The organism is Beijerinckia mobilis, from assembly GCF_000745425.1.
Taxonomy (GTDB): domain Bacteria; phylum Pseudomonadota; class Alphaproteobacteria; order Rhizobiales; family Beijerinckiaceae; genus Beijerinckia; species Beijerinckia mobilis.
This window is the reverse complement of record NZ_JQJH01000004.1, coordinates 263,695-282,489: the sequence shown is the minus strand read 5'-3', so window position 1 is coordinate 282,489 and position 18,795 is coordinate 263,695. Positions and strand designations below refer to the sequence as shown.

Below are 18,795 nucleotides of genomic sequence, written 5' to 3'. Positions count from 1 at the left end.
ATGCTTGGTTGCAAGTAAGGGAAGAAGCACAAGCTTGACTATACTTCACTGCATCAATCGCACCGCTTTGTGATGAACGACGCTCGGCACCAAGCCGACGCACCGCAGTCTGTTTCCAGAGACGATGGGATACGCCAATATTAAAGGTCTATGGGATCGGCCCATCCCTCTTTGACCCCCGCGACTGCGGGGCGGAGGCTTGCCTCGAAATAAATGGATCACGACAAGTCGTGATCCATGCACACTGGCCTGAATTGGGCTCTACGGGATTGGTGTCTTGCATCGTGAAGGCGTTGCATGCACATGAGCAAGTTGGGTTTTTCAGAGGCGATAGCGGATCTGATCAGTCCAGAAACGCTCGAGCCGCAGCAAGGCCAAGTTAAGCTTGTTGAACTCATCCACGGACAAGCCACCGATTTGCTCGACCGTCAAAACATGTTTGTCGTAGAGGGCCGAGACAATCTCATGCACGGCTCGGCCTTTTTCCGTCAAGCTGATGCGGACCGAACGACGGTCGATACGCGAGCGCGTATGATGCAAATAGCCCCCGTCAACGAGCTTTTTGACATTATAAGAGACATTCGAGCCGAGATAATAGCCGCGTGTGCGTAACTCTCCCGCAGTCAATTCCTTGTCACCGATATTGTAGAGCAGCAGCGCCTGAACGGAATTGATGTCGCTGCGGCCACGGCGGTCAAATTCATCCTTGATGATATCGAGCAGACGCCGGTGAAGGCGTTCGACCAAAGTCAATGCTTCAAGGTAAACGGGACGTACGTCGTTATTGGCGGGAGACGGCGCCGCCGCGTGAGTGCGTGTTTCCATCGCACTCTCCCGAAATGGCCGAGCAGGAGCACGCAGGGCAGCACCATCACGCTTCTGAACATTGTTCATCAAATGCCTCATAGACAATAACCGACTCTTCGATGTCTTTTTCGAGTTCTCTGCCAAGCCGGCCTGAAATAAAGAAAGGAAACAGTTTCAACAGAAAATATCGTAATATTGATCTCAAATTATTTTTCTAATTTATAGGATAAAATTTTTAACAATCAAACGAAATTTCGAATATAGCGGGTTTTAATATTTAAAGTTGTTCACTCTATTGCAAATAGTACAAGAAAAAATTCGAGTGTATTTTTCATTACTTTCTTTAAGGTGACGAAGATGGAAGCTCGGCTACTGCCCTGTATCGAGCCCTCGTAATACATTTCAATCAGTGTGAAGGTTACCGGAGGACTTGGCGCACTATCCTCAATGACGCCAATAGCAGCGACATGACGTAGCGTTCGAGGCAGGAACAGATCACGATAAACTGCCGCCATCAAATCAGTGTCATAAAATGTGAAGCTGCGAGCCACTGAAATGTGATCGCCGGAACAGATGATCATGGCTCGCGGAGCCAATCTCATTGATCGCAGAAAGCATGATCAATGAGACCCAAATATCGCTCGGATATTGTCGATCAGGCGCGTCAGTCGAAGACCCTTGCCGGAAGGCAAAGGGCGAGGCGACACAAAATCGTGCCGCCAACGCATCAATGATTGAAGAAGAATCCGCTCCCGCTGCTCCAGTCCGATGTCCGGATGCAGCGTTTCCGGGTGTCAGAGATCCGCTACGCCCGGGATCTCATCCTTTCCCTGCTGCGGACGCTCATAACGGGCGGTGCGGGTACGCATGGTGACAAGTTCTTCCGCCGACGTCGGATGCACCGCCATGGTCGCATCGAAATCGGCTTTCGTCGCGCCCGCCGTGACGGCGATTCCGAGAATCTGCGCCATTTCTCCAGCGCCTTCGCCGAGAATATGCACACCGAGAATCTTGTCGGTCTGCCCATCGACGACGATCTTCATGACCGTCTTTTCTGGATTTCCCGAAAGCGTTGCCTTCAGCGGCCGGAAGCTTGCCAGATAAATATCGACGCAATCATAGATTGCCCGCGCTTCGTCCTCGGTCAAACCGATCGTGCCGAGTTCCGGCGTCGTGAAAACCGCCGTCGCGACATTGGTGTGGTTGACGGCCACTTTCTTGTTGCCAAACAGCATGTCGGCCAAAGCATGGCCTTCGCGGATCGCCACAGGCGTCAGCGCCAACCGATTGGTCACGTCGCCGACAGCGTAAATGGATTCGACATTGGTCTGCGAAAAGGCATCCACCTTGATCGCACCCACTTTATCCATCACGACACCGGCCTTTTCCAGACCGAGGCCCAATGTATGCGGACGCCGTCCAGTCGCGATCAGGATCTGATCCACCTCGACTTCAGTCTCCTTGGTGAGAGTGACGCGCAAGGCATCGCCGCTCCTGTCGATACGCGTCGGCAAAAGGCCGGCCTTCACCTCCACGCCGGCATGGATCAGGGCATCGCGGACACCGTTGCGCATATCCTCGTCAAAGCCGCGCAAGACATTTTCACCGCGCTGGACCAGCGTCACTTTGCTACCGAGCCGGGCAAAAACACTGGCGAATTCGACCCCGATATAGCCTCCGCCAACGACGAGCAGCCGGTTGGGAAAGACCGGCAAATCGAAAATCTCGTTCGAAGTGATGGCCAGTTCACGCCCCGGAATATCCGGCTCCAAAACCGGCGTGCCACCGGTCGCCACCAGAATCGTCCGAGCCGTGACACGGCGGCCATCGGCTTTCAGAACAAGCGTATGGGCATCCTCGATCTCGGCACGCGATTCGACGATGACGACCCCGGATTTTTCCAGATTGGTCCGATAAATCGCCGAAAGCCGAGAGATTTCCTTTTCCTTGGCGGCGACGAGTTTGGACCAATCGAAGCTCGGCTCCGGAACGGTCCAACCGAATCCGGCAGCATCCTTGAATTCGTCGTGAAACCGGCTCGCGTAAACCATCAGCTTTTTCGGCACACAGCCGCGAATAACGCAGGTGCCGCCAATACGAAACTCTTCGGCGATCATTACGCGCGCGCCATAGCCTGCGGCAACGCGCGCCGCACGCACGCCTCCCGATCCGGCTCCGATGACGAACAGATCCACATCGTAATCGGCCATGATTGCCTTCCCCTAAGCAGGTTTCCCTGCCCCATTTGACATTCGCGTTGAAATTCTCGCCAGCGGCGAAAGTCTTCGCAGTATTGACCTCGTCCTCACAAGAGGACCTCAATTCCGCCCTCGGACAGGTAAACTCGCTCGGCCGTTCGAGAATCGTGGCGCCACAATGGCAGGCACCGCTCAAATCCAACACGGCACGGCGCGCTTTTAGCGTCAGCTTCATGCAAGAAGACAACCAGCAGCAGGTCTCGGCCTCATGAGGGTCGCGATCGGGCCCTTACGGATGGAGCTTGCAGCCCTTTATAATTCGTGGCCTTTTTTCTTCATCTCGATGCGCACGCGCGTCATCATATCGGCGGAGACCTTGCTCTGCCATCCCTGCATGACGGTCAGCAGTTCGTTGAGAAAGACCGGTTGCGTCTCGACAAACCGGCGCCCGCTTGCGCTTTGATAGAAGTTCAAGGCGACCTTGATATCCTGCTCGCTCAGGAGCCGCAGGTATATATGGGCCGCAAGATCGATCATCTCATCCGCCTGCTTGTCGAATTCAGGCTTCAGCGTGAGCATGACATCATTCAAATCACGAATGAGTTCCGGACGCGTCTGCGTCAGGGCAGTCGAAATCTGATCCATATATTGCGGAATCATCACCGCGAAAGAGCGAGACATGCCGGATGCGACGACGAGCTGCCGGGCCAGCACCAGACTGGCCGGATCGTCGCCAGGCGTCTGCACGGCATCCGCTGTCATGGGTGCTTTTGCCGGCATTGGCGCGGCGGAAGTGGCCTGCTCTGCGCGTGCATCCCGCATGGCGCCTGGCAAGGCAATCACGGTGGACAGAACAACGGCAAAACAGGCAACGCGAGGAGCAAAATGCATAAAGAAACCAGCCTATGCCTCAATCGATCTGGCCAAAAATCTCGATACCTTCCGGCCCGGCGCAAATCACCGCCTTGGCCAGTCCCAAAAAGAGTCCGTGTTCAATCACGCCGGGAATCTCGAGAAGCGCGCAGGAAAGCTTTTCGGGGTCGGGTATCGCCCCGAAAAAACAGTCGACGATATAATGTCCATTGTCGGTAACGAAGGGATGCCCACTCGGGTTCAGCCGGAATTTGACTTCACCCTCGCAGCTGCAGGCCGATGCCACACGCTGGATCATCTGGCGCGTCGCTTCGTTGCCGAACACGTTGATCTCGACCGGTAACGGAAATTTGCCGAGCGTTTGCACCGCCTTGGACGCATCGGTGATAATGACGAGACGCTCCGAAGCGCAGGCCACTATTTTCTCGCGCAAATGCGCGCCGCCACCGCCTTTGATGAGCCGGAGATGCGGATCGAATTCATCCGCGCCATCGACAGTGAGATCGAGCTGCGGCATTTCATCGAGCGTCGTCAGCGGGATCTGAAAGGAGGCGGCCTGGGTGCGGGTCCGTTCCGAAGTCGGAACGCAACGCACATCGAGTCCCTCCGCGACTTTGGCGCCCAAAAGATCAACGAAATGCGCTGCCGTCGTTCCGGTGCCAAGGCCGAGACGCATGCCCGGCTTCACCAGTTCCAGAGCCTTGGCCGCGGCAAGGCGTTTCGCGTCGTCGGGATTCAGGGAGGCCATGATGGTTCTCGAAAGGGAGGCCGTGAAAGGAGCACAAGACAGAGTGCCTCGCAAGTCCCCTTTGCGCCGAGGCATTTGCGCCGGAACCCCGCTTCCGTCAAGCCCCCCGTTGCAAACGGTGACGGCAGTCACCAAGACAAACGGCCTATACCAAGGCTCATGAATCCCAATTTATCGGAATCCATACGGTCGGGCTTGTGAACCACCACCCCGCAGTTGCGGGGAGCTAAAGCATTTCGGATATATCCGGAAATGCTTCATGGAAGAAAATAAAGCATTTTCAAAGGTATGAAATCGCGAGGCGATTCAACGAAAAGGGAAAATGCTTCAGGTCGCGATGAGGTCAGTCTCAAGGAATCATGCCCTATGAGATCCGGCATTATCGCGCTTGGGCGGTGCAGACGACGACATCGTTCAGAACATAGCAGATCGACATCGTGCCGGTGCGCACGTCGACACGAAACACGCCACCTTCTTTTTCGTGATGCGAAGCGATCAATGCATATTCGCTCGATGCCTGCGGTCCGGCACCCTGGCCCGGGGGATAACAGAGCGTCACCCCAACGGTGCCTTCCTTCTCGCTCAGCCCATATTGGCAAGCCCCTACTTCGCCGGTGGCGCGATCGAGACGATAAATTCGGTTGAGCGCGATATCGGGAGCGGCAAGGAATTCATAATTGGCCGCGCGGGTGGGCCCCGCAAAACTCGCAACCATTGCGGCCAAAGCCAATAATGCGAGCGGTTTCCGGCAGATACAAAAGCTGGAAAGAAAAGAGGCGAATGGTCTCATCGTCTGTTATCCGGGTGCTTCTCCAACGGCCATCGGCCGTATCGCCTTTTATATCAGCTCTTCAGAATGAGAACCCTCAAGGATCCTCCTGCTTTGTGTCCCTCTACCTTGTGCACCTGGGCCCTCTGCCCCGGAAGGCACGAGACCGGAGGGAACCCTATAGCTGCATTTCCCGCATAGCAGACGGGTTGATCCCGCGACAATTCGACACTACGCTCAAGGCATGTCCGACATCCGTTCCGCTCCACTCCTTGTGTTCGATCTCGACGGCACTCTGGCCGATACGGCGATCGATCTCATCGCCACCCTGAACGTCATTCTCGGCCGGGAAAATCTGCCTCCGCTGCCGACGGAACAGGCAAGGCCGATGGTGGGCGCGGGAGCCAGAGCACTCATAGAGCGCGGCCTCAAAGCCAGCGGCGTCACCGTTTCGGAAGCCAAGCTCGAAGAAATGTTCGACGCCTATCTGGCGCATTACGAGGCGCATATTTGCGACGCCACGCAGCTCTATCCGGGTGTCTCTGCGGCACTCGACAGATTTGAGCAGAACGGTTGGATCTTCGCGGTCTGCACCAACAAAATCGAACATCCCTCAAGGCTTCTCCTCGATCAACTCGGCGTCAAGGAAAGGTTCAAGGCCATCTGCGGCAAGAATACTTTCGCGGTCTCGAAGCCGGATGGAGGGGCGCTGTTGCAGACCATCGCGCGGGCGGGAGGCGATGCGCACCGGACAATCATGGTCGGCGACACGAAAGTCGATGTCGAGACAGCACGCAACGCGGCCGTGCCGGTCATTGCCGTGGATTTTGGCTATACCGATCAACCAATCGCTTATTACAAGCCGGACAAAGTCATCAGCCATTACGATCAATTGTGGCACGCCGTCGCGTCACTCAATCTCGCCTGATCGGTCTCATTTGAACGGCCTGCCCGCAAGCTGACGGCACCATCAGCCGTTCGCACGACGAAATCGCGGCTAAAAAAATGCCTGTGACGCCAAGCCTATAGCTCCTGAGCCTTGGCCGATCCCTATCCAGATCAAGGCTCATTCCCAGCGAGCTTGCATGCCTGTCTTCGCCGCCAATCTGTCATTCCTTTTCACCGAACTTCCCTTCCTCGATCGTTTCGATGCGGCGGCCGATGCCGGCTTCACGGCTGTGGAATATATGTTCCCCTATGAGGAAGACCCGGAAGCGGTCGCGGCGCGGCTCGTCGCCAACAAGCTCACCTGCGTACTCTTCAATTTGCCACCCGGTGATTGGGCGGCGGGCGAGCGCGGTCTTGCCGCGCTTCCCGAAGCCGCGACGCGTCTGCGTGAGGGGATCAACAACGCTCTGCGCCATGCTGAAGCCGCAGGAACGAAACGGCTGCATCTCATGGCAGGAATCGCCGACCGTAACGATCCGAAAGCCTGCCATGCTTACGAAGAGGCGCTCGTTCATACAGCCGGGCAGTTGGAACCAAAAGGCATTACGCTGCTGATCGAGCCCATCAACCGGCGCGACATGCCGGGTTACTTCCTCGATGATTTCGCCTATGCCGCAGCCCTCATCGAGCGGCTCCACCTGCCTAATCTCAAACTGCAATTCGACATCTATCATCGCCAGATTCTTCACGGCGACGTCGCCATGGCCCTTCGGCAACTCATACCCCTTATCGGTCACATTCAGGTGGCGAGCGTGCCCTCGCGTCACGAACCTGTTAGCGAAGAGCTGAATGCCGCTTTTCTCTTCGACGAAATCGACCGTCTTGGCTATGACGGTTTTATCGGCTGCGAATACCGACCGCGCGCCGGCACACGCGAGGGCCTTTCCTGGCTCACGGCTCTCACAGCATCAAAACGGGATTAAACTTATGGGCGCAAGCGGCACCGGCAAAATCGCCTTGATCACGGGCGCGGGCTCCGGCATCGGCCGCGCGGTCGCGCTCGCCCTGCATGGGGAAGGCTATTCCCTGTTTCTCGTCGGCCGCCGGCTTGAAAAACTCGATGAGACAGCAGCAATCGCCGCTCAAACCGGAAAAGCCGATATCGCCTGTTTTGCCGCCGATGTGAGTGATCCCGAACAGGTCGTGGTCGCCTTTGAAGCCTGTCGGTCCCGATTCGGCCGTCTCGATCTTCTGTTCAACAATGCGGGCACCGGCGCCCCGCCGGTGCCGTTTGAAGAGCTCACCTATGCTCAATGGCGCGCGGTTGTGGACGTCAACCTCACCGGCACTTTTCTCTGCATTCAGCAGGCCTTCCGCCTGATGAAGGAACAGGTGCCGCGCGGCGGCCGCATCATCAACAATGGATCCATTTCAGCGGAAGCGCCCCGCCCCTTTTCATCACCCTATACGGCGACGAAACACGGCGTGACCGGCCTCACCAAATCCGCATCCCTCGATGGACGCGCCTATGATATCGCCGTCGGCCAGATCGATATCGGCAATGCCGCAACGGAGATGACTGAGCGGATGGCGAAAGGCATTCTGCAGCCCGATGGGTCGGTGCGGGCCGAGCCGGTGATGGATGTAAAGGAAGCCGCCCGCGCCGTGGCCTATATGGCGAGCCTGCCGCTCGATGCGAATGTACTGTTCATGACCGTCATGGCGACGAAAATGCCCTTCGTCGGCCGCGGCTGAGAAGCGAATGTCACGGTGGGCTTGATACCAAACCGTAATGAGAATGATTCATTGCGGCTTTGGCCCGCGACTTGGCCCCGGCAACTACGGGGGTGGCTTCCCACCGGACCTCAATAATCCCAATAAATTGGAATATCGAGACTTGATATCGGGGAGGTTGATTCCGGAAGCTCCGTGTACAGAGCTGGCATAATCTTGGCTTTTGTTCGAAGATGATGCCCGCCGTACCGGCCCGACATTCTTTCCGGCTTCCTCAATGGCTCTACTTCATGGGTTTTTCGGCCTTCTTGGCCTGCTGACCATCGCCTGGCTTTTCAGTGAGGATCGGTGGAAGGTCCGGCCGCGGCTTGTGCTTGGCGGTGTTACCCTCCAGATCGCCCTCGCGCTGCTTTTGGCGAAATTTCCCCCGGCACTCACATTATTCGCCTGGCTCACCAAAGGCGTGCATGCGCTTCAGGAGGCGACCGATGCGGGAACACGTCTCGTCTTTGGCTATCTCGCCGGCGGGACACTTCCCTTTACGGAGGTTAATCCAGGCGCAAGTTTTCTGCTCGGTTTTCGCGCCTTTCCACTCGTCCTCGTCATCAGCGCGCTCGCATCGCTTCTGCTCTATTGGGGTGTTTTGCAGAAAATCGTCGGAGCCCTCGCCTTCTGCCTGCAGCGCAGCCTCGGCATCGGCGGCGCACTCGGGCTTGGAGCAGCCGTACATATTTTCGTCGGCATGATCGAGGCGCCGCTCCTCGTGCGCCCCTATCTCAAAACCATGCAACGAGGCGAACTTTTCGCTCTGATGAGCTGCGGCATGGCGGGCATCGCCGGCACGGTCATGGTCATTTATGCAAGCCTGCTGGAACCCGTCATCCCCGAGGCACTCGGCAATATTCTCATCGCTTCGCTGATTTCGACGCCGGCGGCGCTTGCTGTCGCCTCGCTGATGGTTCCTTTCAATCCACAACAGGGCGAAGAAGCAACGCTCCAACAGTTCGAAACGGCATCGAGCAGCATGGAAGCGATCGCGCAAGGCACTTTGGACGGTGTCGGCTTCCTCGCCGGCATTATTGGAATGTTGATCGTTCTGGTCGCCCTGGTGACGCTCGTCAACGCCAGTCTCGCCACGCTGCCGTTGTCATTGGCCGAGCCCCTCACGCTTCAGGCGCTGTTCGGCTGGCTCTTCAAGCCCATTATGTGGCTGATCGGCATCCCCGGCGAGGATATAGAGACGGCCGCCCGGCTCATGGGCACCAAGACGGTCCTCAATGAATTCGTCGCCTATCTGGACCTTGCCCATCTGCCGTCCGAGAGCCTGACGCCGCGCTCCCGCATCATTCTCACTTATTCTCTTTGCGGTTTCGCAAATTTCGGCAGTCTCGGCATTATGATCGGCGGTATCAGCGCGATGATTCCGGAACGCAGAAAGGAGATCGCCAATCTCGCGCCGCGTTCCCTGATTTCCGGCACATTGGCCACCTGTATGAGCGGGGCCGTGGCCGGAATGTTCCTCTGACCGACACCGAGCTTGTCGGCCTGAGCACTCTTAAACCGATGTGCCGAACAAGGCGCCGATCGCAGCCGTGATCGCCATCGCAAAGGCGCCCCAAAAGGTAACCCTGGCCGTGGGCTGCAGCACCGGCACACCGCCAGCCTTTGCACCGACCACGCCAAGCGCCGCCAGAAAAATGAGCGAGCCGCCACCCACAACCCACATCAATATGTGCGGCGGTGAAAAAAGCACCAGCAGGAGCGGCGCGGCCGCACCTGCTGAAAAGCTGACGGCCGACGCCAAGGCCGCCTGAAGGGGCCGCGCGCCATTTGCGTCTGAAATGCCAAGCTCGTCCCGCGCATGCGCACTCAACGCATCCTTGGCCATGAGCTGTTCCGCAACCTGTTGAGCAAGACCAGCGTCGACGCCGCGCCCGACATAAATGCGGGCCAGCTCCTTTTTTTCGAATTCGGGATCATCATGAAGTTCGCGCTTTTCACGGGCGAGATCGGCCTTTTCCGTATCCGCCTGCGAACTCACCGAGACATATTCTCCAGCGGCCATCGACATGGCACCGGCGATCAGGCCGGCCACGCCTGTCAAAAGAATATTCTGTTGCGGGACTGACGCCGAGGCAACGCCAAGAATGAGGCTGGATGTCGAGATGATCCCATCATTGGCTCCGAGGATAGCCGCGCGCAGCCATCCGATACGATCGATATAATGTTGCTCTCGTCGCATGCCGATTTCCAACCTTCCGATCCAAGTCACTCTCGAGAAACAGGCCATTCCATGCATGAACGTTCATCGGCAAGGAAACAATGGCCTGGATGGTCGCGCTGACACCTTGAAGTTTTTTCCACAGAATACCGTTATTGTACCGAATTGGATGCAGTCTCATTGAAATCATTCGAGACATCATCATTCTTGATGATCGTGACCTGGTGAAAACAAATCTTTATAGAAAATCCGCTTTTTGTTCCGGGTATCGGCGAGTTGATCGTCATATGCCCGTTCATTTGTGACACGATATTGGAGACGATCGCCAACCCGAGACCACCGCCTTCCGAAGAAGCATTTCCACGCACAAAAGGATCCGTCAGTGCGGTCAAGAGGCCGGGATTGATAGGCGTGGATTCATTCGCGACTTCGATGCAACCATCCGCGGAAACGGTAACATCGATCGGGTAATTTACATCGCCGTGATTGACGGCATTTTCAATCAGGTTGCGTAAGAGGATCGCCGCCGTATCCAAATCGCCCTGAATGTAGAAATGCTTGATATCACTCTCGTTGATCCTGATTTGCCGATTGCCGGGACGCGTACCCGAATATTCATCGACCAGAACGTAAAGAACCGAAAGCAGGTCGAACCGCTCGCTTTTCAGCGTAATGCCAGAAGTAGCCCGTGAAAGCTGCAGCAGTTTTTCCGTCAGCCGGGAAATTCTTTTCGCCTGATTGAAGATGGAAAGGGCGCGAGGCGCAAATTCACTTGTCCGAAGCTGTTCGTTGAGAAGCTGAGCCTGCGCCAGAAGCCCGGCGATGGGATTGCGTAATTCATGCGCGCTGTTTGTCGCAAACATACGCTCGGTCGCCAGTGCTTTCTTGAGACGCACAAGAAGGAGATTGACGGCGGCACGGATCGGCGCAATTTCATCGGGAAGATCAAGGGCTGGAATGGGCTCGAGATTGGCGTCGCCGCGTCTGCCAATTTCCCCCTGCAGCTCTATCAACGGCTTGAGGGCGCGATGAACGCTCCAGCGGACCAGAAGCCAAACACAGGGCAGGAACAACAGGATCGGCAGGATGGAAATGATAGCCGCCCGCCTCAACGCGCCATAACGATGAAGGTGCGGCTCACCGACGAAAATATAATAGGGCGTGGATGAGGAATGCGCCACGAAAACGCGGAAATGTTTCGCATCGAGAAAACCTTCCTCCACCGGCCATTGATAGGCGCTTTCCGGCGCATTCTGCGACCGGAGTAACACCGCACCGGCAGGATCCACGATCTGATAGGCAAGCGAGCGCGGATCGATACCCGGCAGAAACGCAACCTGGTTCATCGCCGGCTTTTTCTGGATGGAGGCGGCGACGAATTCGAGACGTTCCGCCACTTCCTGCAGGGAATTATCCAGCCGTTCGGTGACTTCATAGCGCGTAAACCAGCCAACGGATATTGCCAGCGGAATGATACAAGCTGTAATGACAATGACAACGCTGGCAATGATCCGCGCCGCGAGGCTCCAATGTTTCATATTGTTCCCGCTGTGTCCTATTTCCCGAGGCTATAGCCACGGCCCCGCACCGTCCGGATGATCGAGGAGCCAAGCTTCTTGCGGATGCGGCTGACGAAAACTTCTATGGCATTGCTTTCAATCTCTTCATCGAAACCATAGAGAGATTCCTCGATCCGTTCCTTCGAACTGATCATATCCGGATGACGCGCCAGAAATTCGAGGATCGCCCATTCCTTCGCCGTCAGTTCGATCGGAACCTCGCCTTTCATGACATTTTTTCTCTGCAGGTCGAGAGAGATATCGCCAATCCTCAGGCTCTTTTCGGCAACGGGAATGTAACGACGGTAGACAGCATCGATCCGGGCCACAAGCTCGTCGAGATCGAAAGGCTTGACGATATAATCATCGGCCCCTGCGGCAAGACCGGCGATGCGATCGCTGATCTGGTCATGCGCGGTAACGATCAATACCGCAATTCTCCCCTTGCCCGCGCGGATCTTCTTGAGAAGATCCAGCCCATTGCCGTCAGGGAGCCCGAGATCCAACAGTAGAAGATCATAATGGGTGGTCTTGAGCGCGACCTCGGCTTCATCGAGCCGCGTTAACCAATCAGCGGTATGACCGGCCTGACGGACACGGTCCCGCACGGCCGAACCCAAAGCTTCCTCGTCTTCGACGATCAAAACGCGCATGACCATTTCCCGAAGATCATGGACACAAGGGACCCATGGGGCACACGGGAATTGCGTCTATTATTCACGAATGCGCGCTCAAAGATTCGTCCTCAAGGACTTTCTCCTGAGAACTGTTTCTCATGAAACGTATGTAGAGAGATGGGAGGACGAGCAGCGTCAGCAAGGTCGATGAGATAAGACCGCCGATGACGACGGTCGCCAGAGGCCGTTCAACTTCCGCCCCCGCATTGGAGGAAAAAGCCATCGGGAAAAAGCCAAGACTGGCGACCAAAGCCGTGGCCATGACAGGCCGAAACCGTTCTTCCGCTGCGATGAAGGCCGCCTCGACGGCGTTTTTGCCCGAGCGGCGCTGCTGTTGCACATAGCTGATCAAGACGACGCCATTCAGGATGGCGACACCGAAGAGCGCGATGAAACCGATACCTGCGGAAATGCTGAACGGCAGCCCGCGCAGGACCAGCGCGATGATTCCCCCTGTCGCCGCGATCGGCAGGTTGACGAAGACAAGCAGGGCTAGCCGGACAGAACCGAGCGCGACAACGAGTAAGAAGAAGATAAGGGCCAAAGCGATCGGGACCACGATCGAAAGGCGCTGCACGGCCGATTGCAGATTGCGGAACTGGCCGTCCCAGAACAGCCGATAGCCCGGTGGCAGCGCAACCTCCTTCGCGACAGCCCGCTGTGCCTCCTGAACGAAGGAATTGAGATCGCGTCCACGGACATTGGCCTGAACAATCATGCGCCTCTGTATCCTGTCGCGGGTGATCCTCGGCGGCCCGTCTTCGACGGTGATGTTGGCGACCTGCGATAGAAGGACCGTATCACCATTCATGCGTTTCACCCGCAGATGGGCAATCTCGTCCGGCGATGCCACCGCCTGCGGATCCATGCGCACCTGCGTATTGATCAAGGCATTGTTTACGACGACAGGTTTGCCGATATGACCGCCTATCGCTTCGACACTATCGAGAACATCCTGAACACGCACATCGAGGCGCGCGGCCGCAAGCCGGTCGACATCGATATGCACGAAGGGAACGCTGCCGCTGCCCTGGGAAGCAACATCCGCCGCGCCGGGAATAGTGTTGAGCACGGCAACGATTTTGTTGCCGATCGACTGAAGAACGCCGAGATCATCGCCATAGATCGAGATGGCGATCTCGGTGCGCACGCCCGACAGAAGATCATCCATGCGCATCTGAACCGGCTGGCTCCAGGAAAGCTGCGCTTCAGGCACGGCTTCCCTCAGAGCCTTATCAAAAATCGTGACCAATTCTTCCTGAGTGGATGCGGTCGTCCATTCGGAGGAATCCTTGAGAAACACGAATGTGTCGGTTTCGTTCAAACCCATCGGGTCGGTCGGGATGGCGGCCGTGCCCGTACTGCTGACGACGGCGCGCACCTCCGGAAAACGTTTCAAGGTGCGTTCGACGAGCGTCACGGCGCGCAACGATGTCGCCAGTGAGGCGCTTGGCAGGCGCACCTGATTGACGGTGAGTGACCCTTCCTGAAGTTGCGGAATGAACTCGCCGCCAAGGCGCGTCGCCAGAAATACAGAAAACAGAAAAATGCCGAGCGTCGAGCCAAACAGAATGACAGGATGAGCATCGCACCAGCGCGACAGAGGAACATAGCGGCGGCGCAATATTCTGATGAAGAGAGTATCGCCATGCGGCTTGCTGTAGGGCAGAACCAGGCTCGTCAGGACCGGCACGCAGAGGATCGCATAGATGAGGGACGCCATCAAGGCGATGATGACGGTCTGCGCCATCGGCCGGAACATCTTGCCCTCGATACCGCTCAGGGTCAGAATCGGTAGATAGACCATCATGATAATGAGAATGGCGAAACTGACCGGCCGCAACACCTGGGCGACAGAGCCGACGACGAGGGCCCTGAAATCTTTTTTGTGGTCATACAGGCGGCGCGCCATCGTATTTTCCACGACGACGAGCGAACCATCGACAATCATCCCGAAATCGATCGCCCCGAGACTGAGCAGATTGGCGGAAATGCCGATATGGTGCATTCCAACCATGGCGCAGATCAGGGAAAACGGAATTACGGAAGCGATGACCAAGGAGGCGCGCCAGTCGCCGATCACGACGAGAAGGACGAACAGAACCAGAGCGGCGCCGATGATCAGATTTTCCTTCACCGTCTGAATGGTTTTCCCGGTCAATGTGCCACGATTGTAATAAGGTTCGAGCATCACACCGGCAGGCAGCGATTTCTGGATGGAAGGCAGCGCTTCCTCAATCGCGGCGATGGTTTCACCGGAATTCGCACCCTTGAGCATCATCACGGTTCCGGTGACGATTTCCCCCTCACCATCACGCGTCACCGCACCGAGCCGGGTTCGCGGCGCCTTCGATATGGTTCCAAGATCGCGCAGATAAAGCGCCGTGCCATTCGGACCGGTGCGCACGAAAATGGCGCCGAAATCGTTGAGATCGCGGACGAGACCACGGCCGGCGACGATTTGCTGTTCCGCATAATGTTCGATCCAGGCCCCGCCGGCGGCCGCATTGTTCTCGTCGACGGCGCGGAAAACATCGCCGACGGAGAGATTAAAGGCGTTGAGACGCAACGGATCGAGCGAAATCTCGAAGGTTTCCTCCGCCCCACCATTGACATTGATATCGGCGACACCGGCTATCAACTTCAACTGCGGTGCGACAGTCCATGTCATGATACGGTTCAGATCCATGAGCGTCTGCCCCGCGCCACGAATCTCGATCTGCATGATCTCGCCGAGCCCCGTCGCAAGGGGTCCCATATTGACCGAAAGGCCCGGCACCGAAATATTGGCGCGCGCCTGTTGAATACGCTGCGACACAAGCGTTCGGTCGAGATTGATATCGGTATCGTCGGCGAATTGGACATAGACGACGCTCACGCCAGAACGCGAAACGGACCGCAAATCGACCAGATCCGGCAGACCGGACATGGCCGCCTCGATCGGAAAGGTGACGAGTTTTTCGATCTCCTCGGTGGCGAGGCCCGGCGCAACGACGGAGACCAGAACCTGCTGCGGCGAAATATCCGGCACGGATTCAACCGGCAGGCGGCTGATGTCTGCGATTCCGAAGAGGCAGAGAATGATGAGGAGTCCGATGACGATCGGACGATGGTCCTGTAAGCGGGAAAGAAATTGTGTCACCTTAATCACCACCCGCCGCGTCAGCCAGGGTCAGGACCGATTTCAAAGTAAAACTGCCGCGCGTGACGATGGGTTCTCCCTCTTTCAACCCCTCGAGGACAACCGTCGATCCGTCGCTTTCGAGGCCGATCTTGATTGGACGCATCCGAAAACTGTCGCCACCCACCGGCACGAACACGACATCCACGCCATCGATCCGTTGAACCGCTTCCGAGGGAATGATGATACCGTCGATCCTCGTCGTGGATTGCACATGCGCATTGAGCATCATGCCCGGGCGCAGGGAATAATCCTCATTGGGAATATGGCTGCGGATACGAACGAGACCCGTCGCCGGATTGACGACACCATCGATCATCTCGACGGTCGACTCGATTTTCTTTTCCGGAGAACCCGGAAGGGAAGTCCATTGACGTGCCCCAACGGTGATGAAAGCCGCATCCCTCGGCAATATCTCCGAAACGATCCAGACGGAGGACAGATCGATGATCGTCGCGACATCCTGTCCTTGCGTGAGATCGCCATCCATCGATGTATTGACCGAAAGAACAAGACCATCGACCGGCGCGACAAGCGTCGAGGTCTGGAGCTGATCTCCACGTTCCGTAGTCGTGTTGAATTCCTTGATGCGGTTGGACGCATTCGTCATGTCGGCCTCACGCATGGCGAGCGTGCTCTTTGCCTGCTGCAAAAGGGCATAACGCCGGCGTTCCTCACCACGTGACAAGGCACCGCCTGCCAGTTGCTTCGCCCTTTGATAGGAGGATTCCGCCTCCGCTTCCTGAGCCTGCGCCGAAGCGAGTCCCGCTTCCGCCTGGAGAAGCTCGACATTCGCCACGCGCAGGGAACTGTTTCTGTATTCCAGAAGAACGTCATTCCTTCTGACGCGCGCGCCCACGACGAGATGAATGTTTGTGACCTTTCCCGCACCGGCGGGACGCAGATGAATGATGCGTGTATCATCGGCCATGATCGAGGCCAGAGCCGGAATGCTGCGGGAGAGCTGGCCCGAATGGGCAATGACTTTCGTCAATTGGGCATTTTCCTGCGCCTCCTTACCCAGCTGAACCTGCCGGTAAGCAGGCTTCGACGAAGCGGCGGAATTACCCGCCTCCTGCGCTGACATGGAAGACGCCTGAAATCCCACACATACGGAAAGACCCACGGCTGCGAGCGACAGCCATTGGAAATTTGCGTGTCGATCATTCTTCATCATTGCAAATGTCCCGAAGCAATGAACACACGCGCAATGGCGACATGCCACGCTGTTTCAGCCTGATCATGCGTCAGCATGGCGGCATAGGCACCCTGATAGGCACGCAAGGTTTCGATCAGCGACGTTTCCTTGGCTTTCCACGCCTTCTCGAAATCGGCAGCGCGCCGGTTCAATGCATCCACCGATGTCTTCGCATTCGTCAGAGTCGCCGTGGCGGCCTTGAGACGGGCGCTCACCTGAGTGAGTTCGACGCGCACCATACGGCGCGCCAAACTTTCCTCGCTTTCAGCCGCAGACAGTTTGTTGCGCGCCTCTGCCAGCAGCGGCACGTTTTGCGCGTCGCTCGGCAGGGGCAAGGTCAAAGTGACACCCGTACGCGTATCCCACGGGCTTCCGAACTGGATATCGCGAATGGCGGCGACCCCGATCTGCGGATTGGGCATGAAGGATTTCTGCGCGAGATGCATGCCTTCCCGCGCCGCCATCACCGCCATGTGGGCCGCGCGTACACGCGGATCATTATCTGGATCGAGCCGTGCCGGATCGAGTTTCGCCTTGCGCAGCGCGGCCGCATCGAAGCTCGAAATATTCGGAGCGTCCGTGCGACCGAGGATTTCCACAAGGCTGGCCAAAGTGACGGAGGTTTGTTCGATCGCGACATCAAGCTCGGATTTGGCATTTGCGAGTTCGGCCTCGATCGCGTCCTTGTCGGTCGAAGGCGCTTCCCCGCTCTTCACCATATCGGCAACAGATCCGGCGATCTGTTTGATCGCATTCAGCAGACGGCGCGCACTCTCCTGCTTGCGCCGCGCGACAACGACGGCACCCGTCGCATCGAGGAGACGGACCGACAATGACATGTGTTCGACATCGAGACGTTCGTGAACCGTCGCGGATTCCGCCTCCGCAACACGCACGGTGGCTTCGCTCTGCCCCGGGAGCCAGAGCGGAACGGAGAGACCTCCCTGCCATGTCGCATAGCCCTGGCGACTACCAACGAAGTGATCGGAATAATAATCACCGGTGACGACAGGACCACCCGGAAACAGGGAATCAGCAGCTTTGGCACGGGCATTGGCCGATTGCCGGTTGGTGAGGAGATTCAGGCGGACAGGGTCAATCTTCCAGGCAAGTTCAACGGCCTGCTCAAAAGTGAGGGGCGCCGCGTGAAGACGGCCCTGCAGCAATAATTGCCACGACAGAATCATCACCAGACAAGGCACAAAAGATCGAATGGTCGCGAGCATCGTCATACGTACTGATTTATCCGATCTGGGCAATAAAGGAGCCGAGGGATCACGTGTCATACGGGACTATAATTTCACGGGACACAATTTCCGACAGAGCTCCAGGGTAACTTCTTTACCAGCCCCCTGATATCGCCCTTTAGCAAATGCGGGCTTGCCTGCGCCAGTGCAGACAATGTCTTCCATTGCCGGGCGATGATACTGCCGTTCCTGTACAAAGTCATAGAGATATATCCGCGCGCCTGTGGTGGAGGCGAACTCGAAACATAGACATTCAATGATATTGGAAATTTGTGCGACGGGGAGGCACTTTCCTTGTGACAGGCAAGCGCGGAATCGACGATCGCGATGATTTCATCATCCGATGCCCCATAAAAGTCGCTCACCACTTCAATGTTGACTGGACAGGCCGTCCGACAGGTTGCGCGGGCCTCCGCCGCTGCCTGGGTTTGCAGGAAGGAAATCTGCAAAAAGGCAGCGAAGAGTATCAGGACCAGCGGCCCGCCCATTCGCATGCTTTTGATGTCATCAATCTTACTTATAGTCATTCTCTCACCTCATTCATAACCTCTGTCGATTATGCAGAGAGGTATGTTGAGGGTGAGCTAGCACGCGAAGCTGACACCGACCTGAATGGCACGCAGGTGCCGGCAAGATGCGACGGGCAAGCGAAGATGCTTACCGACGCGGCACAAAACGCCAGCGCAACCACTCAC

17 protein-coding genes are annotated in these 18,795 nt (G+C 56.9%); 4 read left to right on the top strand and 13 right to left on the bottom strand.

From position 1 onward, the window contains the following. Nucleotides 1-321 precede the first annotated feature (321 nt). The 6 genes from ldtR to DL88_RS06655 form a co-directional block, all read right to left on the bottom strand. Entirely contained in the window at nt 322-825 is a 504-nt protein-coding gene (gene ldtR / locus DL88_RS06685) for a transcriptional regulator LdtR (RefSeq protein WP_034993619.1), read from the bottom strand. Between the two features lie 269 nt (nt 826-1,094). Beyond that, a complete protein-coding gene (locus DL88_RS06680; RefSeq protein WP_034993618.1) occupies nt 1,095-1,388 on the bottom strand; it encodes a hypothetical protein in 294 nt (97 codons plus the stop codon). 213 nt (nt 1,389-1,601) lie between these two features. Further along, the gene (gene gor / locus DL88_RS06675) at nt 1,602-3,017 is read right to left on the bottom strand and encodes a glutathione-disulfide reductase (protein WP_034993615.1); all 1,416 of its coding nucleotides are present in this window, start codon (nt 3,015-3,017) and stop codon (nt 1,602-1,604) included. Nucleotides 3,018-3,317: 300 nt separating this feature from the next. Continuing rightward, nucleotides 3,318-3,896: a DUF2059 domain-containing protein gene (locus DL88_RS06665; protein WP_034993611.1), complete on the bottom strand. Its 579-nt coding sequence runs from the start codon at nt 3,894-3,896 to the stop codon at nt 3,318-3,320. 19 nt (nt 3,897-3,915) lie between these two features. Then, on the bottom strand, nt 3,916-4,626 hold the full coding sequence (gene rpiA, locus DL88_RS06660; RefSeq protein ID WP_034993608.1) for a ribose-5-phosphate isomerase RpiA: 711 nt from the start codon (nt 4,624-4,626) through the stop codon (nt 3,916-3,918). Nucleotides 4,627-5,005: 379 nt separating this feature from the next. Beyond that, nucleotides 5,006-5,416: a hypothetical protein gene (locus DL88_RS06655; protein WP_034993605.1), complete on the bottom strand. Its 411-nt coding sequence runs from the start codon at nt 5,414-5,416 to the stop codon at nt 5,006-5,008. A gap of 223 nt (nt 5,417-5,639) precedes the next feature. Here DL88_RS06655 and DL88_RS06650 point away from each other — a divergent pair, with 223 nt between their 5' ends. From DL88_RS06650 to DL88_RS06635, 4 genes are all read left to right on the top strand, one after another. After that, entirely contained in the window at nt 5,640-6,323 is a 684-nt protein-coding gene (locus DL88_RS06650) for an HAD-IA family hydrolase (protein ID WP_034993602.1), read from the top strand. A gap of 157 nt (nt 6,324-6,480) precedes the next feature. Further along, the gene (gene otnI, locus DL88_RS06645; protein ID WP_034993601.1) at nt 6,481-7,266 is read left to right on the top strand and encodes a 2-oxo-tetronate isomerase; all 786 of its coding nucleotides are present in this window, start codon (nt 6,481-6,483) and stop codon (nt 7,264-7,266) included. A 4-nt stretch (nt 7,267-7,270) separates the two neighbouring features. Next, the gene (locus DL88_RS06640; RefSeq protein ID WP_034993599.1) at nt 7,271-8,038 is read left to right on the top strand and encodes an SDR family oxidoreductase; all 768 of its coding nucleotides are present in this window, start codon (nt 7,271-7,273) and stop codon (nt 8,036-8,038) included. Between the two features lie 256 nt (nt 8,039-8,294). Beyond that, complete coding sequence (locus DL88_RS06635) at nt 8,295-9,542, top strand: NupC/NupG family nucleoside CNT transporter (protein WP_034993845.1); 1,248 nt, start codon at nt 8,295-8,297, stop codon at nt 9,540-9,542. Between the two features lie 30 nt (nt 9,543-9,572). Here the strand turns inward: DL88_RS06635 and DL88_RS06630 are convergent, their stop codons facing one another. The 7 genes from DL88_RS06630 to DL88_RS06600 all read right to left on the bottom strand — a co-directional run bounded on the left by DL88_RS06630 (nt 9,573) and on the right by DL88_RS06600 (nt 18,588). Then, nucleotides 9,573-10,259: a VIT1/CCC1 transporter family protein gene (locus DL88_RS06630; RefSeq protein ID WP_034993598.1), complete on the bottom strand. Its 687-nt coding sequence runs from the start codon at nt 10,257-10,259 to the stop codon at nt 9,573-9,575. A 131-nt stretch (nt 10,260-10,390) separates the two neighbouring features. Further along, nucleotides 10,391-11,776 carry a sensor histidine kinase gene (locus DL88_RS06625; protein ID WP_084705011.1) on the bottom strand — a complete coding sequence of 462 codons (1,386 nt, stop codon included), beginning with the start codon at nt 11,774-11,776 and terminating at the stop codon, nt 10,391-10,393. A gap of 17 nt (nt 11,777-11,793) precedes the next feature. Continuing rightward, entirely contained in the window at nt 11,794-12,450 is a 657-nt protein-coding gene (locus DL88_RS06620) for a response regulator (RefSeq protein WP_034993597.1), read from the bottom strand. 64 nt (nt 12,451-12,514) lie between these two features. Continuing rightward, nucleotides 12,515-15,616, bottom strand: coding sequence for an efflux RND transporter permease subunit (locus DL88_RS06615; protein ID WP_051955684.1), 3,102 nt, complete (start codon nt 15,614-15,616; stop codon nt 12,515-12,517). A 1-nt stretch (nt 15,617) separates the two neighbouring features. Beyond that, a complete protein-coding gene (locus tag DL88_RS06610) occupies nt 15,618-16,832 on the bottom strand; it encodes an efflux RND transporter periplasmic adaptor subunit (RefSeq protein ID WP_084705010.1) in 1,215 nt (404 codons plus the stop codon). Next, entirely contained in the window at nt 16,829-18,085 is a 1,257-nt protein-coding gene (locus DL88_RS06605) for a TolC family protein (protein WP_051955671.1), read from the bottom strand. The genes DL88_RS06610 and DL88_RS06605 overlap by 4 nt, the downstream gene beginning before the upstream one ends. A 68-nt stretch (nt 18,086-18,153) precedes the next feature. Beyond that, a complete protein-coding gene (locus tag DL88_RS06600; protein ID WP_156970969.1) occupies nt 18,154-18,588 on the bottom strand; it encodes a hypothetical protein in 435 nt (144 codons plus the stop codon). Between the last annotated feature and the right edge of the window lie 207 nt (nt 18,589-18,795).